The sequence below is a fragment of the Burkholderia sp. 28_3 genome (assembly GCF_003253915.1).
GTDB classification, from domain to species: Bacteria; Pseudomonadota; Gammaproteobacteria; order Burkholderiales; family Burkholderiaceae; genus Burkholderia; species Burkholderia cenocepacia.
On sequence record NZ_QKZF01000050.1, the window covers coordinates 1 to 16,332 of the forward strand.

Below are 16,332 nucleotides of genomic sequence, written 5' to 3' on the forward strand. Positions count from 1 at the left end.
CTGAATTGAGCGCCGATTCGCTTCGTCATCCAGAAAATTTGAAGCCATCTCGCCTGCAACTTCGGAAGTTGGTCCATTGATCAGCGTTTCCCTAAAGGCGGCAAGCACCTCCGCCCGCGCGAACAGGGCGGACACGGGGATACCGTTTCCCATTGGCTTGCCCATCGTCACCACGTCGGGAACGACGCCATGGCGTGCGAAGCCCCAGAAGGCGTCGCCTGTCCGTGCGAAACCGGGCTGAACCTCGTCCGCGATGAAAATACCACCGTTGCGATGTACCACGTCAATCGCTGGCTGAAGGTAACCTGCAGGGCCTGGCAAAACGCCATCCGACGAAAAGATGGAATCCGCCATAAATCCGGCGAACCTGATACCCTGGGCAGCCATGTCGTCGATCTGCTTTTGCATCTCTGCCGCGAACCACAGGCCCAGATCGGGCGTGTCGACGCGATAGCGGTCCGGCGCTGGGATGAGGCGGGTTGTCGGGTCAATCGGCTGGCCGCTGCCCAACGCAGGCGAGGCGCCCGAGGTCAGGTAGCTGGTGCCATGGTAGGCCTCGCGGCTGACAATGATTCCCGTGCCGCCGCTATAGGCACGTGCAACCCGCATCGCCAGGTCGTTTGCCTCTGAGCCCGTACACATGTACATGGCCCTGCTGATTTCGGAGGGCATCGTGGTCAGCAGTTCCTCCGTGTAGGCGAGGATTCGCTCGTGCAGATAACGGGTATGCGTATTCAGCTGCTTCATCTGCTCATGCACCGACGCTATGACGGCCGGGTGACAATGACCGATGCTGGCGACGTTGTTATACATGTCCAGATACTTATCGCCGTGAACGTCCCAAAGATATTGCAGCTGGCCGCGTACGAGATGAACGGGCTTTCTGTAGAACAACCGATAGGAACCCCCCAGCAGTTGCTCCCGCTTCTGCGTAAGTTGGCGGGTGTATTCATCCAGTGTTGCCGCGTTCTCAGGACGGAAACTATTCGTGTCCATAATGGTTGACCGGGTACCCATGACTAATTGCTCCACATTTAAAAGCGGTCTGAGATCAGGATGACGTTTCACGCGCTCGATAGACGAACGGGAACGAGAGTCCGCCTGTCAGACCCGCTTGAGTATTCAGAAAAAGTTGCTCCATTCCGCCGGCGATCTGTCGAACGGCGACGAGCGGAAGTGGATTCGGAACTGCCGGTGTGGGTCAGTGCAGCGCAGGCGCGCAGGCAGGACCCTTTGCGCCGGTCGTGACCTGTCTCGAGAACAAGCGGTCCACCCGGGCAATTTCCTCTGGCGACTGTTTGATCGCGAGCGCAAAAATCACGAAGACGATAAAGTTCGCGGCGAGCCCGACGATCCCGCTTGTCAGCGAGCCGAGTGCCCGAATATCGTCCGGATAAATGGTCGTCAGTACGATTGCGATCGCAATGCCGACCAGCATGCCGGCAATCGCCCCCTGCTTGTTTCCGCGCTTCGAAAAGATCCCGAAGAAAAGCGGCACTGCCAGCTGGATAATCCCTTGATACGAGATCTGCGCAAGCAATTGCAGTCGACTGTAATCGAATGTCAGGTACGCGATCACGGCAGCAGCAACAATGAATACGACCATTCCGGCCTTCGACAGCACCATGAGCTGCCGGTCGGAGCGCGGAGTATTCCAGGTCGCAATGTCATTTGCGAATTGTGTGCCGCACACCTGCACGCAACCGTCCACGTGTCCGATACTGGCTGCGAGTACGATGACGGTTGCGAGCGCAAGCAGCCACGGGCCGCCGATATCCGCGAGAGCGACGAACCAGCCGTCCTGCGGATGTGCTGCAACCTTGGGATCGTGGCTCGCCGTCGCGGCAAACAGCATCAGGATGCAATAGAACCCGCCAACCAGCAACATCGTCAACAGCGTGCCCTTCTTGACTGCGCGTACACCGCTCGCCGTGTAAATCCGCTGGAAGCTCATCGGCCAGCACATCGACCCGATCACGCCTGTGAAGATCAGGCTAAACATGTACCAGGGACCATATGCCGTGCGAGCGTCCCCCGGGATCAGGAGCATCCTGGCCGGAAGCTGGGAGAGGTTCGAAAAGGGCGCGTGGTTGCCCATCAACAGCAATATGCAGACTACCGCGCATACCACATACGCGACGATGCCTTGAAACATATCGGTCATGATGAGCCCGCGCATGCCCATGCTGACCGTCCAGTATTGACGGATGAGAACAACGGCAACGCCCACGATCAGACAGGTCGTAACGGACCACTGGCTGAAGCTGGCGAACTGGAACAACGTCCCGAGCGCCTGGATGCCCATCACGACCCACGGAAACACGGAGATAATTCCGATGATCGACGCAATCCGCTTGACGACCGGGCTGTTGTAGCGCATTCCGAGCAAATCTGGTTGCGTCGTCAGGTTGTACTGCGACCCCCACGACCATGCGCGATTCGCCATGAGGTACATCACCGTAACCCCGAGCGTGGCGTACACCATTCCATAGAAGCCGAGCACGCCGCCGACGGACAAGGCAAAGAATGCAGTGAACGTTGACCCCGGCCACCAGGAATTTGTATAACTCATTGCAACGTACCACGGACCGTAGGAACGTCCGCCGACCGCGTAGTCCGCGAAACTCGTGCTCCTCCGGTTGGTCGCATACAGTATCGCGATCATCACGACGAGAAAAATGGCAATCGTGCCAAACGTTATGAATACGGCTCCATTCGACGCGTTCATGCCAGCTCTCCTTCTTTCACGCAATCTCCGACCTTCCCTTCAACCAGGTACAGCACCCAGACGCCGAGTAAGACCAGAACCACATTGACCATCCAGTAAAAAATCGGTAGCGGTATACCGAGCACCAGAAGCGTGCTACCGCTGACACTGAGATAGAGCGGCGGAAACAGTGCCATCAGCAGTAGCAGGAAGAAATAAATACCAAACACGACTCGGATCAGGCGCCGCGGTGGTGACAGCATTGGCGTATTCACTTTCAGATGCTCCTTAAAGTTAAGGTTTTCTTCACATAAATTCAGGAATACTAAGTACAGTAGTTGTAATTAGCCGGTGATGACTTCGTCCTGCTACCCTCAAATCCTGTTACCTACCAGCCTGCCGATCTGACCATCGTCGAACAGCAGGAGAAGCTCATACCTGCCTTAGCCAGCTTTCCCATCTGATATCCTGCATGACAGTGCGAGCTCGCATGTACTTCCATATCCCGTACTTATAGAAATCAAAATCGATTCTGGAGACTGAACGCTGCACCATCGCCCATGCCGACCATTTAAGGTCAGCCAGCGCTTTGTAGAGCTGTACACGTGCAATTTCCCTGGGTCCAACGCGCCCAAAATATTCCTCGATCAGTTCCAGCTCCACCTGCTCATCGAAGAACATCTCGCCGAACCACATCGCAAGCTCGTAGTACCGGTCGTTATTCGACGCGTATTCGAAATCGACGAGCATGACTCGATGTGCTGCATCGAGCATGAAGTTGCCCGCGAGCGTATCGTTCATGCATGGCGCGAGATCGACGCCGGATGCCTCGAGCGCCCGCCGTGCGCGTGCGTATTGCCGGCACAACCATTCGTGATCGAGCGGACACGCCGCGCGTAGTGTGCCGCGCTGGTCCTCATGCTCGTCGATCATGTTGAATACGGTTTTCGTCTGCGTTAGCAATGGCTGGTCGTTAAACGCCTTCAGCGCCCGTAACGCGTTGTGCCGTACCGTGCCATTCAGAAAGTCGAGATTCGAAGACGAGTGCCATCCCTCCATGAACTCGAAAATTTCGACGCCGCAGTCTTCCATAAATGAGAAGACCGGAGCACCGTAACCACATTCAGCGGCGCGCACACTTGCCTCATGCGCGGTGCGGCGATCGATGAACATTTCCGTCCCGATGCCAGGGACCTTAAGGAAATACGTGGTTTTCTCGTGTCCGTTCGCAACCTCCACGCGCCAGTTCGAGTTGGAAATTCCACCGCTGACAGGCGAATAGCGGATCGCCCGCTCCGCCCAATCCGGCACGCGGCGAATGACGGACTCGATGTTGAATTCATCAGTTGTCTGTGCATCTCCGGGAGTTTTCATTTCACCTATCCTTTGAATGCTCGTAGCCAGCCCTCGAAACGCGGGTCCCGAATCGTCTGCCGACAGCGCTGTAGTGTCCATTGAGAAAGCTTGGTGAACTCAAGGCGGCGCGAGGACGTCGTGCCAAGCCATAGTCCCCACAACGTCCAGTACCAGTCGTCAACAAACGCATAGAGACGGCAGCGTGCGTAGTCGGCTTCTTCACACTGACCACTCCAAAACCTGATTCCGTCACGCCATTGCGGTTCAAACTGGTAAAGCTCATTCAGAACGACAGCGACGTCGTACCAGGCATCGCCCGTTCCACCTCGATCAAAGTCGACCAGGGCCAGCGTATCGTCAGGGCCAACCATCACGTTTGAAGCTGCACCGTCACCGTGTAGCGGGACAGGGGTGGTGTCGCGTCCACTTTCGAGCGCGCTCGATGCCATTTCGACGCACTCGTCGAGCCATTCATGACCTGACGGCAGAACGACGGCGTCGCGATCACACAGTGCGCGCAGGCGGGCAATATCGGCCACAAACGAGCGGTGAAATCCGGGATCCGGTCCGCAATGAACCTTGCGCTTGAGATCCCACAAACGCTCGAGTCGGTCAGGCGCAGTGAGATCGTCGACCCGTGCCCACCGCCACGCATCGTCCGGGAGCGCATCGAATAGCAACACACCGCGCTCGACATCGGCCAGATAGAGAGCTGGCGTGACACCGGTCAACGCTGCCGCCCGGCTGGCGAGTACGGTCTGCTCCACATCGATCAGCGGACGCATATCGTCGTACAGCACTTTCGCGTATCGTTTCTCGCCGTCGCCTGTTTGAACGAGAAATCCCGCCCATTCGGTCCGGAGGCGCATCGGCGACGCGACACCGCCAAGTCCGCTGCAGCTATACTCGAGCGCAGTCAGGTCCGTATCGGCGAGTGCCTCGATCAGGCGTGCCTGTTCGGAGGAGGTTTTCATTTCCCAACCCTCACCGACTGTTCTGCGTTGTCACGCAGAGCGTTTCCAACAGCGCACTTAGCGCGCGCAGGCCATTGTGCAGATCTGCCTCTTCCGTGAACTCAGCTTCGTTATGAGCGATGCCGCGATGGCTCGGTATGAAGAGCAGACAGGAGGGAACCGTTCGACTTAGACTGATCGCGTCGTGCCCGGCGACCGTCACGCTGTCGACGGACCGCAGCCCGAGCGATCTGCAAACGTCGTGTGCGCACTGTGCCAACCTGCTATCGAGCGCAACCGGCGCGCGTAGCTGACGGCTCTCCACTTCGACATGCGTGCCGGTCTGCGCAGCGATGTCGTCGAGTATCTGGGCAAAGCGTTTGCCGACGTCCTCGAGTCTATCTGTGGACAGGGAGCGGAATTCGACGTAGAGCGTCGCCTTCGATGGCACCACGTTTGGCGAATTTGGATAAACGTCGAGACGTCCCACCGAACCATGCATCTGGTCGCCGTGCTTCCCGACTTCCGAGTACACGGCCGAAATCGCGCGTGCAGCGGCCCGTAGCGCGTCCCGCCGCTGGTCCATCGGCGTAGGACCCGTGTGGCTTTGTTCGCCGTCAAAGCGCACGCGCAGCTTTAGGGCCGCCCAGGTTTCCCTCACTACGCCGATTGAGATCTGCTCCCGCTCGAGTCTTTCGCCCTGCTCGACATGCGTTTCCACGTATGCGGCGACCGGGATGTCGAGCATCTCTTCGCCGAGGTAGCCGATGCGCTCGAGCGCCTGGCACAACGTGATGCCCTGTGCATCGGTACAGGCGAGCGCGTCGTCAACCGATAACGCGCCAGTGAATACGCTGCTGCCCGTCAGGCTGGGCTGGAAGCGGGCGCCTTCTTCGTTTGTCCAGTCGACGACAGCGAGATTGCATGGAGGGCGAACGCCACGTTCCCGTAGCCGTCTTGCAATGCCGGCAATTGCGACTGCACCGGCAAGCACGCCGTAGACCCCGTCGAAACGTCCCGCACTCGGCTGACTATCAAGATGCGAGCCGCACAGCACGTAGGGCGCTGACGGGTCGAACGTGACGAGACCGAACAGGTTGCCGACGCGATCGACTTGCACATGGAAGCCATGGCGGACTAACCAGTCGCGCAGCAGGTCGCGTACACGGCCATCTTCCTCAGATGCGGCAAGTCGATGCAGACCTCCCGCGCTGGTTACGCCGATCGCCGAGGTGGCTCGAAACAGCGCATCGAACTCACTTATTGCATCGGCATCAGGCAAGTTGACTGCGATTGGAGAGCTAGGGATAGAGTATGTCGACATGTTCCTGTTCCATACGTTGACGATAGTCTCCTGGTGGCGGGAGATTCGTGACAAGAGTCGTGACTGCGCTGAATGGCAGGGTGTTGATGAACGTGCGATGGCCAAACTTGCCGTAGTCGGCGAGAATCACGCTTCGTACGCAATGCCTGGCGAGCGTCCGCCTCAACACTGCCTCGGGTTCCTCGTAATCCATGAAACCGAGTTCCAGGTCGATGCCGCCGATTCCCATGAACGCGATGTCGTAGTGGAACTGCCGGGAAAATTCGAGCGTATGAGGACCAATCAGCGCATTGTCGTTACGGCGAACATCACCAGGCGTGACGACCACATGGTTGTCGCTTTGCTGCGCGACGAGTTGTGCGATATCCAGTGAGTTCGTGACAATCCGTAACCGGCTGAATCTCGTCAACGCCTGCGCCATCGCAAATGTCGTCGTGCCGGTATCAAGAAAAATTGCCATACCCTCCTGGACAAATCCTGCCGCACACGTGGCGATCTGGGTCTTCGCCTTTGTCTGAAGTCGGCTGCGCACCTGCAGCGGCTGCTCCTCGCTGCTCCTTGGCGCAATCGCGCCGCCGTGAATCCGGCGGAGTTTGCCGATCGACTCAAGATATTTGAAATCCCGTCGAATGGTTTCTTCGGAAACCAGTAAAAGTGCTGCCAGATCAGATGCTTTCACGCGCTGCTGCGCGTCCAGCAAGCGCAGGATTTCCTGAATACGTGGCTGAGTGAGCATGAAGTGGTCGATCCCGGTGACTAGAGTCCTAGCAGTGTAGCGAGACCGTCGTGCCCTGCGTGAGGTACGCCCATCACGATGTGCGCGATGCGCGACCGTCACATCACGGGCGTCGGGCGCCGAAGTGACCCATCTCACTGATCGATCGTGAACCACGAAGCGTTGGCAACGTAGCATGGTGGGCCTCAGACGCCGAGCATCGGGGGTAGCCGATGCGCCCATGGCATGATTGCTTCGATGGCGGAGCAGAACTGCAGCACATCTGCGTCTGCGAAACGCGGACCCACGACCTGCAATCCAACTGGCAAACCCGTGTCGCTCCAGCCGCACGGCAGGCTCGCGGCCGGATTACCGGATAGATTGAACGGGTACGTGAAGGGCGTCCAACACGCCCAGGGCAACGCACTGTCATGCGTATCGAGTTCAGGCGGAGCGATGAGATCCGCGTCGAACGGAAGGATTGGCAGCGTTGGCGTCAGCAGGAAATCGTACGTGTCGAACAGCGCATGAACCTGGCAGGCGAACGTCGCTCGCCGCTGGATTGCAGTGAGATAGTCCTCGAGACTGTAATCTGATGCCCGGCCTATCAGCCTGGCGAACCCGGGGTCGAGCTGGTCCGCACAGTTTTTCAAGGTCTGGCCATACACGATACCGCGCCCGGCGACCCAAAGCGTTTCGAACGTGGGGAGCGGATCATGCCAGCCGAGCACCGGCATTTCCAGGTCGATCGGGAGCGCACGTGCAATTCGCTCAACAGCTGCGCCGACGACACGCGATATTTCCGGATCAACATCGACACCAAATAGCGTTGGACAGAACGCGACGCGTACCCGCTTCAACGGCTCTTCGCAGCGTGCGAGATACGATCCGGTCGCTGCAGGCAACGCCTGGTGATCACGCGAATCGGGCCCGGCAAGAACGTCAAAAAGCAGCGCGCTGTCACGTACGGTCCGGGTGATGGGACCCGCGTGGCTCAGCATTTCTGTCGCCGACCAGGGCCACGTTGGGATGCGACCGTGGGACCCCTTCATCGCGAATACGCCACAAAACGCGCTGGGGATTCTGACCGATCCCCCTCCGTCCGAGCCGAGTGATGCAGGGACCATGCGCGCAGCAACCGAGATAGCCGAACCGGAACTCGACCCCCCACTTGTGAGGCGCGCATCCCACGGATTGCAGCCATTACCAAAAACCCGCGAATAGCTCGCCCCACTCCAGCCAAACTCGGTCGTCGCAGCTTTTCCGAGCAGGATTGCCCCCGCTTCCTTGAGCCGCCTGATAACGGGAGCATCTTCCTGCGGTACCCAGTTCATAGCGGTCAACGAGCCTCGCGTAGTGCGCAGCCCTGCGGTGGCAAACAGGTCCTTGATTGCGAACGGGACGCCGTGCAGGCCTCCACGCGTCCGGTTCTCTTTAGCCTCGCGCGTGAGGGTTTCCGCGTAGCGAAGCGCCTCTTCCGCATAGACGTCACCGAACGCATGCAATGTTGGATTGTGGGTTTTGATCGAATCCAGACAGCGCTGAACGAGCTCAACCGGCGTCAGTTCGCCGCATCGTATCGATGCGGCCGCGTCGGCGACGGTCGGCATTAAGTTCTTGTTTACTTGCGGATTCATGGCGGAATGGGGCGTCGTCATCAGCATTGATAGGGCGATTCCATTACAGGCAAGCCAAAAATCCGCGTCAAGAAAAATTTGTTGGGAATGTTGTGATTGTTGGTTTTGTTGGTTTTGGTTTGGTGCATAGATTCGACGTACAGCCGCAGATCTCACCCTGGTCGCTCTTGACGTCGATCGACGGCCAGTGGCATGAGCCAACCAGTCCGCGCGAGTTACCGGAGAGATTTGTCCCCAGGAGGGGTTCTGAAGCTGTGTCCGGGAGGCGGCCCTCCATCATGGACGCAGCGACCTGACGCGCGGCCGAAACTGTTCGTGGGCAGGCTTATGGCGCTCAAGATCAAGAGGGAGCGGAATTGTGTAGCTGTCGTCCACGAACGACCGGCGTTGCTATGACGGGCGTGGCCTTCGAAAGCGCGGGTAAAGTCTGGGATCCGGGATCCGTACCGCAGGGCTGAGTATGAAAACGATGAAAGAGCCTCAAAATAGCGCACGAGCTGCGTCGTAAGCCATTCATCATTCGATAATCAGCTGGGGACTCCTTACGACGTGCACCCGAGTGGCAACCAACAGTTGCCAGGGCAACTGCGTCGATCATTGCCTCACCTGGAGCAACCCAATAAAGTTATTGAGCGGCAGGCATTTCCCGCGCCGCGATGTGTGTTTTGAGGGCTCCGGTGCGCGCATTGGAGCCCTTTTTTCTCCACATCAACTGAAGAATTGACGACCGACGCCTGATTCGGCTATCTGCTGACCCGATGCTCATGGATTCGTCATTGTCCGGGAGCCGTGGTACCCGTCACACGCAGCGCGTTGGCAACCAGCGAAAACGCCGGAGAAGGCTGACGCCGGCTTGGGTAATACAGGTAATAGCCGGGAAAGGAAGCGCACCACTCGTTCAGGACGCGCACCAGACGGCCTTCCTTGATGTGCGGCGCGAATTCATCCTCGGGGAGGAAGGCGATGCCCAATCCCGCCAACGCGGCGTCCACCATGCCGGGCGACGTGTTAAAGATGAGCTGTCCGTTGACCCGCACATTCTGCCTCTTGCCCCGGCGCTCGAAATCCCAGACGTACAACCCACCTGCCGTCTGCATGCGCTGGTTGATGCAATTGTGGCTCAACAGGTCACGCGGCGTTTTGGGAACCGGGCGGGCAGCGAAGTATGCCGGCGACGCCACAACAGCCATGCGCACCGGCGGCCCGATGGGCACCGCAATCATGTCCTTGTCGATGGTGTCCCCCAGGCGCACACCCGCGTCGAAGCGATCGGCCACGATGTCCCTGAACCCGTAGTTGACATCGAACTCGACATTGATATCGGGATAGTCGCGCAATAGCGGCTTGAGCTTGGGCAGCAACGTTGTCCGCAGGACATGCTCACCGCAGGTAATCCGCACCGTGCCGGCTGGCTTGTTCCGCATCTGCGTCAGCTCATCCAGTTCGGCTTCGATTTCCTCGAAGCGATGGCCGATGGCCTTCAACAGACGTTCGCCCGCAGCCGTGGCCGACACACTGCGGGTGGTTCGCGTCAGCAGCCGGATCTCAAGCCTTGCCTCCAGGCCGGCGATGGCCTGACTGAGTGCCGACTGGGTCACGCCCAGCAAAGCAGCGGCACGCGTGAAGCTGCCTTCCCGCGCCACTGTCACGAAATACAGGAGATCGTTGAGGTTACGTCTGACCATGAGGGCCATCCTCAGAGGTGATTAATTAGCCGATCTTATATCCTCTTTAAGAATTCATTAGCTAGTCGGGCGCACCGTCCTGAAGGAAGATTCAGCATATGACCGCCAATGCGGCATCTATCTGAAAGTGAACGCCCCGAACATGAGCAAGCCATTCAACTGTGCGGAAAAAGAAGCTGCAGATCCCACGCGCAGCCAGGTAACGGATCGACGCGGCTTTCTGAAAGTGGCTGGAACCACCCTCACCGCACTGAGCGTTCTGTCTATCACTGGCAACATCGCCTTTGCTGCAAATACGAAAGCGAGCCCCGATATGTCCAATGGCGCAGACAATTTTTACCGGAGCGACAAGGTGACCTTGCAGACAGTCTCCTTCGACAACCAGTACAGGATGCAGGTCGCAGGCAATCTGTTTGTTCCAAACGGGTTCGACCGGAACGTCAGGCATCCCGCGATCATCGTCGGCCATCCGATGGGCGCGGTGAAGGAGCAAAGCTCGAACCTGTACGCGCAAAAGCTGGCCGAACAGGGCTTCGTCACCCTGGCGATCGACCAGTCGTTCTGGGGAGAGAGCGAGGGCCAGCCGCGCAACGCCGTCGCACCGGACATCTATGCCGAGGCATTCAGCGCGGCGGTGGACTACCTCGGTACGCAACCGTTCGTGGATCGCGAGCGCATTGGCGTTCTCGGTATCTGTGGCAGCGGCAGCTTCGTCATCAGCGCGGCGAAGATCGACCCGCGCATGAAAGCCATTGCAACAGTCAGCATGTACGACATGGGGGCGGCCAACCGTGACGCCCTGAACCACTCGCTGACGCTCGAGCAGCGCAAGCAGATCATCGCGGAGGCAGCGCAGCAGCGGTATGTGGAGTTCACCGGCGGAACGACACGGTACACCGGTGGGACGGTGCTGAAACTGGACGCCCATACCGATCCCGTGCAGCGCGAGTTCTACGACTTCTACCGCACTCCGCGCGGCGAGTTCACGCCGAAGGGCGTGTCGCCGCAGACCACCACGCGTCCGACGCTGACCAGCAACGTGAAGTTCATGAACTTCTACCCGTTCAACGACATCGAGGCGATCTCGCCGCGCCCGCTGCTGTTCATCAGCGGTGACCAGGCGCATTCCAGGGAGTTCAGCGAGGACGCCTACCGGCGCGCCGCCGAGCCGAAGGAACTGGTCTGGGTGGCGGGCGCCGGCCATGTCGATCTCTACGACCGCGTGGACCTCATTCCCTGGGACAAGCTCACGTCCTTCTTCAGCAGGCATCTGGCGCAGACGGTAACTTCATGACGGCACGACCCTGTGAGGCCCGAGATCAAGGCAACTTCTCCGCGGATACGACGAGCGAACGGGCCGGCTGTTGGAGCGGCGTATTCGCGATGTCGCTGTGCGTGTTCGCGCTGATCGCTTCCGAGTTCATGCCTGTCAGCCTGCTGACGTCCATGGCGAACGACCTCCATGTCACCGAGGGAATGGCCGGGCAGGGCATTGCGATCTCCGGGGCGTTCGCTGTACTGACCAGCCTGTCAATCTCCGCGCTGGCCGGCAGCCTGAACCGGAAGACCCTGCTGCTGGGATTGACGGCACTGATGGCCGTCTCCGGTGCCGTGATCGCGCTGGCATCGAACTATCCGGCGTATATGGCAGGCCGTGCGCTCATCGGCGTGGTCATCGGCGGTTTCTGGTCCATGTCGGCCGCGACGGCCATGCGGCTGGTGCCAGCCCATCAGGTGCCGCGCGCGCTGGCGATCTTCAACGGTGGCAACGCGCTGGCCACGGTGATTGCCGCGCCGCTGGGCAGCTATCTGGGCTTGGTCATGGGCTGGCGCGGTGCCTTCTTCTGTCTGGCGCCGGTGGCGGCGGTCACGCTGGTCTGGCAATGGGTCAGCCTGCCTTCGATGCAGCCCGAGGCCCGCGCAGCCGGCTCCCCCAACGTGTTCAGGTTGCTCAGGAGCCGCTCCGTCGCGCTCGGCATGGCCGCCTGTGGCGCTTTCTTCATGGGGCAGTTCGCCTTGTTCACCTACGTGCGGCCGTTCCTTGAAACGGTGACGCATGTCGGCGTGTCCACGCTGTCGCTCATCCTGCTCGTGATCGGGGTGGCAGGCTTCATCGGCACCGCGCTCATCGGGGCGGTCCTCAAGCTCGGTCTGTACAGGACCCTGATCGTCATTCCGGTTCTGATGGCGCTGATCGCCCTGGCATTGATCCCCCTCGGAGCTTCGATCGCGGACGTTGGGGCGTTGCTTGGCGTGTGGGGTCTGATAGCGACAGCAGCACCCGTCGGCTGGTGGAGCTGGATCGCCGAAGCCATGCCGCAGAGCGCCGAAGCGGGCGGCGGGCTGATGGTGGCCGTAATCCAGTTGTCCATCGCCCTGGGTTCGACGGTGGGCGGTCTGCTGTTCGACACCAGCGGCTACCGGAGTACCTTCGTGGCAAGTGCCGTCGTGCTGCTGCTCGCGGCCTTCCTGACCTTCCTGACCTCACGCTCGCTGACGTCCCACACCGCTTGAGTATGCAATGAAGATCGAACATCGACGAAATCGAAAGGGGTGGAGCCTGCGTGGACTGAGCCTGGTGCTCGGGTTATTCATTTTTAGCAGCAGCGGCGAAGCCGGCCAGCAGTCGGTTTCGGGCTCACTCGCCGTTACTGCTGCGGATGCCAGTGCGGCGTCCCTGAAACCGGAGGAATCACGTATGTGGATGACAATCGGCGAACATCGTTTCGCCATTACGCTGGCTGACAACGCCGCCGCCCGCGCGCTCGCAGGGCTGCTACCCCTGACGCTGGATATGGCGGAACTCAATGGCAACGAGAAGCATGGCGAGGTATCCAAATCGTTGCCGATAAACGCCAGCCGCCCAGGGACGATTCGTAACGGCGACCTGATGCTGTACGGGTCAAGGACCCTGGTCGTTTTTTATCAGACCTTCGACTCGTCCTATTCGTACACCCGCATTGGTCGCGTGGACGATCCCACTAGCCTTGCCCAAACGCTCGGCGACCGCAATGTACGAGTTACGTTTTCCAGGGACTAATCGGGCTCTGCCAATTCCCCCCAGCAGCCTCAAGGCTGGCTTGCGGAACTCGCCCCGCGTTCGTGATGAAAGAGCGGTGACGCCGCGGATTCCCAGAACGTCAGCGAATGACAGCTTCTCCGCTTTGACGCGGCCACAGAGTTGTGGTGATCGAAGCTCGCCAATGGGTCGACGCGCGCCGATCGAGCGCCGCCGCGTCGGCATAGAATCATCGTAGTAGCTGAGCGTGACCGTCGTCGGGCTGTTCAGGCCGAACGCGACGGACGGCGCGACGCCCCACCGCTTGCTGTAGACGTTGTTGCGCCCCGCCTGATTCGCATCGAAGCCCATCGCATTGAAACGAAATGCGTTATCGCCTGCGAACTTCTGGTTGACGTCGAGCGTCAGGCGCTTATATGCGTCAGTACCGATGCCGGCACTGCCCGTGATGAAGTTCTCGTTCTTCGGCATCTTGGTTTCGATGTCGATCGAACCGCCCACCGCGCCGCGGCCGGCATAAACCGAATCCGGGCCCTTGATGACCGTGATGTTCTCGATGTCGAAGGTCTCGCGATTCTGGACGCCGGAGTCCCGAATGCCATCCACAAAGATCGAATTGCGCGATTCGAAGCCGCGGATCACCGGTCGATCTGCCGACGGGTTCGCCGCCGCATCGCCGCCCAGAAAGGTGATACCAGGAACGGTCTTGAGCGCGTCCGCGAAGGTTGTTGCGTTGGTTTGCCTGATCAGTTCTTCGGGGATGACCGTGATCGAACGTGGCGTGTCCAGCAACGGCGCGGTGAATTTATAAGACGGTAGCGCCTTAACCTGCATATCCGATTGGACCGCAGTCGCATTCACGGTTACGGCAGGCAATGTTTGCGGCGAGGAATCGCCCGACTCCTGCACAGGCGCGGCCTGCGCGAACGCTTGCGAGGGGGAGAGAAAACTTGCGCAATAGAGGGCGCCGACGGACGCGAGCAGGCGCGTCCGCGTGTTGAACAGAGCGGGCATGGTGGCGGTCTTGAAGATGGATGATCCCCACGTTGCATGGGGCACACGGATGCGAAATGGATCGTCTTAATCCAGTAAATGAGAAGCATCCTCATTTACTTTTAGAAGCGAAGTGTAATGTTTCCTTTACAATCGTGTAAACAACTTTCGTCGCAAAGGTGTTGTATCCGGGAGGGTTGGCGCCGAACGGTCGCGTCGAGCAAAAACGGTCAGCCCTATCCCACCGCCTATGGTGGCCTGGCACTCTAGCCCGCTATTGATCGGAGCTATTGCCATTATCGAACGATATATCCTGATGTCGGGCTTGTTAGCTCTCGTGTTCAATTCATAGATCGTCCCGCCGTACGTCAGGAAATCGCCCCGTGTTAGCGCGGCGCTGCCGTGGCTGTGTCTGTGTCTTAAGGGCCGCTCGGCGGGCAATATGGGCGAAGCGCTGCGTGTGCTGCTGACGCGAAGGGCTTGTCGGGGAGTGTCGTGAGTCGGCTGAAGGCGTAGGGCCGAGGAGCATGCCACGTGGAGCCGGCGTGATCTGTCGAAGTCGTACTACGTCTATTGGCGGGTCGACGGTATACACCCCGGGCTGCGCAGCGAGAACTCCGATGACCAATTCATGCTAGTGATCATCGGCGTGAGGGGATTGGCGTAAAGAGCGCGGGGCAATCGGTGACGGGTATCGGGAAACAAAGGCATCATGGCTTGAGCCGCTGCTTGATCTGAAGCGCGGGGCTTGCAAGCGGGTCCACGACTGGCCGTCGGCGATAGTGCAATGGGCTTCTGGGCACGCGCAAAGGCGGACATGTAGACGATCTGGATGGCTGCCACACGAGCCGACGCGTACGCCGCTTTCGCCCCTTTCGTGTCGATCCATTCAGCGAAATATCCGAAGGCAACCGAGACGCTGAAAATGGATCGCGAGAGCCTGTTGGCGTTCTACGACCTCCCCGCTGAGGACTGGCAGCATTTGCGGACGACCAACGCGATCGAGTCGACATCCGCGAAGGTACGTCATCGAACGACGCGTATGCGTAACTGCGTGTCGCGGCCTACCTTTCTTGGTCTTGCATTCAACCTGATTGAGGAGGCGGAGAAAACTTGGCGCCGCATCAACGGACCGGAAACGATCAAGCAATTGCTGGAAGGCCCCCCTTCGAGGACGGCGAACCGGTGCAAGACGATCGACCAGTCCAGCAGAAACTCGCCGCTTGAAATCGACCGTAATGATGCGGCTCATACACCACTCTTGACGTTAGCTCAGCTAGCTGACCTATATGTCGGCGTAGATCGTTGCCGACTGCATATCGCTGCAAGAGATCAAGATAATTCACCACACGATGGACAGGGCCAAAAACTCTCAATTGCCCTAGCTTAGCCGGCAACGGCAATCCGGCCGGCAAACCGCAGGTGGATTATCCATGGCCGGCAGCAAAACGGGTTCAACAAAGGTTCAACGGCGTAGTGACGTAACCGCGCTTTCTTGTGAGATGACAATTTTCAAGTAGTTGATTTTTAAGACAAAGTTATGTGAAGTGACGCGTCGAAGGGGACTCTTAATCCGTAGGTCGAGTGTTCGAGTCACTCACGCCCCACCAAGCATTTTGAAGCCCGGTTAGCGCAAGCTGGCCGGGCTTTTTGCTTTGTTCCGGTGAGGGTCGATTGCCTTGGCTTGAACCGCAGACATCTGGCCGACGCGCTCCTTCCAACCAGCCGAATCCCCCCGGCAACAGCCTTGTCTTTCATCGATTGGACTCGCGACGGATCGGAATCGCACTGATTTCCGTGCTTATGCCGATGAAATGCGCCAATTGCTCAAACTGATGTGGTGTTCCACTGTCACGGGGCGGCGCTATGGAGCCAATGCGGGGTCGGCATAAGGGCGCCACTTGAGGGGCGGCACATAGGCGCCAGTCCAAGGGCGGCGTAAT

Annotated in this window: 12 protein-coding genes and 2 pseudogenes; 4 read left to right on the top strand and 10 right to left on the bottom strand. The window is 59.1% G+C overall.

Going from position 1 to position 16,332, the window contains the following annotated elements; all coding sequences use genetic code 11:
- The 9 genes from DFS13_RS38800 to DFS13_RS38840 form a co-directional block, all read right to left on the bottom strand.
- Positions 1–1,017, bottom strand: a 1,017-nt coding sequence (locus DFS13_RS38800) for an aspartate aminotransferase family protein (RefSeq protein ID WP_111442873.1), incomplete at its 3' end; no start/stop codon positions are given.
- A gap of 184 nt (positions 1,018–1,201) precedes the next feature.
- Positions 1,202–2,728, bottom strand: a complete 1,527-nt coding sequence (locus tag DFS13_RS38805) for a sodium:solute symporter (protein ID WP_012431156.1) — start codon at positions 2,726–2,728, stop codon at positions 1,202–1,204.
- Positions 2,725–2,982 carry a hypothetical protein gene (locus tag DFS13_RS38810; protein ID WP_012431155.1) on the bottom strand — a complete coding sequence of 86 codons (258 nt, stop codon included), beginning with the start codon at positions 2,980–2,982 and terminating at the stop codon, positions 2,725–2,727. The genes DFS13_RS38805 and DFS13_RS38810 overlap by 4 nt, the downstream gene beginning before the upstream one ends.
- A gap of 157 nt (positions 2,983–3,139) precedes the next feature.
- A complete protein-coding gene (locus DFS13_RS38815) occupies positions 3,140–4,081 on the bottom strand; it encodes a choline kinase family protein (RefSeq protein ID WP_012431154.1) in 942 nt (313 codons plus the stop codon).
- A gap of 5 nt (positions 4,082–4,086) precedes the next feature.
- A complete protein-coding gene (locus tag DFS13_RS38820; protein ID WP_012431153.1) occupies positions 4,087–5,037 on the bottom strand; it encodes an aminoglycoside phosphotransferase family protein in 951 nt (316 codons plus the stop codon).
- A gap of 10 nt (positions 5,038–5,047) precedes the next feature.
- The gene (locus DFS13_RS38825) at positions 5,048–6,340 is read right to left on the bottom strand and encodes a Zn-dependent hydrolase (protein ID WP_012431152.1); all 1,293 of its coding nucleotides are present in this window, start codon (positions 6,338–6,340) and stop codon (positions 5,048–5,050) included.
- Positions 6,318–7,076: a DeoR/GlpR family DNA-binding transcription regulator gene (locus DFS13_RS38830; RefSeq protein WP_012431151.1), complete on the bottom strand. Its 759-nt coding sequence runs from the start codon at positions 7,074–7,076 to the stop codon at positions 6,318–6,320. Before DFS13_RS38830 ends, DFS13_RS38825 begins: the two co-directional genes overlap by 23 nt.
- A 185-nt stretch (positions 7,077–7,261) precedes the next feature.
- Positions 7,262–8,719, bottom strand: a complete 1,458-nt coding sequence (locus DFS13_RS38835) for an amidase (protein WP_202945176.1) — start codon at positions 8,717–8,719, stop codon at positions 7,262–7,264.
- 746 nt (positions 8,720–9,465) lie between these two features.
- Complete coding sequence (locus tag DFS13_RS38840) at positions 9,466–10,377, bottom strand: LysR family transcriptional regulator (RefSeq protein ID WP_012431149.1); 912 nt, start codon at positions 10,375–10,377, stop codon at positions 9,466–9,468.
- 142 nt (positions 10,378–10,519) lie between these two features.
- On the opposite strand from DFS13_RS38840, the gene DFS13_RS38845 reads away from it, so the two are divergent.
- The 3 genes from DFS13_RS38845 to DFS13_RS38855 all read left to right on the top strand — a co-directional run bounded on the left by DFS13_RS38845 (position 10,520) and on the right by DFS13_RS38855 (position 13,417).
- Positions 10,520–11,671 carry an alpha/beta hydrolase gene (locus DFS13_RS38845; RefSeq protein WP_081712824.1) on the top strand — a complete coding sequence of 384 codons (1,152 nt, stop codon included), beginning with the start codon at positions 10,520–10,522 and terminating at the stop codon, positions 11,669–11,671.
- An 89-nt stretch (positions 11,672–11,760) separates the two neighbouring features.
- The gene (locus DFS13_RS38850; RefSeq protein ID WP_021158343.1) at positions 11,761–12,891 is read left to right on the top strand and encodes an MFS transporter; all 1,131 of its coding nucleotides are present in this window, start codon (positions 11,761–11,763) and stop codon (positions 12,889–12,891) included.
- 7 nt (positions 12,892–12,898) lie between these two features.
- Positions 12,899–13,417: a cyclophilin-like fold protein gene (locus DFS13_RS38855; RefSeq protein ID WP_012431146.1), complete on the top strand. Its 519-nt coding sequence runs from the start codon at positions 12,899–12,901 to the stop codon at positions 13,415–13,417.
- A 483-nt stretch (positions 13,418–13,900) separates the two neighbouring features.
- Here DFS13_RS38855 and DFS13_RS38860 read toward each other — a convergent pair.
- Positions 13,901–14,410: pseudogene (locus DFS13_RS38860) on the bottom strand (TonB-dependent receptor plug domain-containing protein); the annotation flags it as partial.
- Positions 14,411–14,741: 331 nt separating this feature from the next.
- Between DFS13_RS38860 and DFS13_RS38865 the strand changes: the two are divergent.
- Positions 14,742–15,616: pseudogene (locus DFS13_RS38865) on the top strand (transposase); the annotation flags it as partial.
- Between the last annotated feature and the right edge of the window lie 716 nt (positions 15,617–16,332).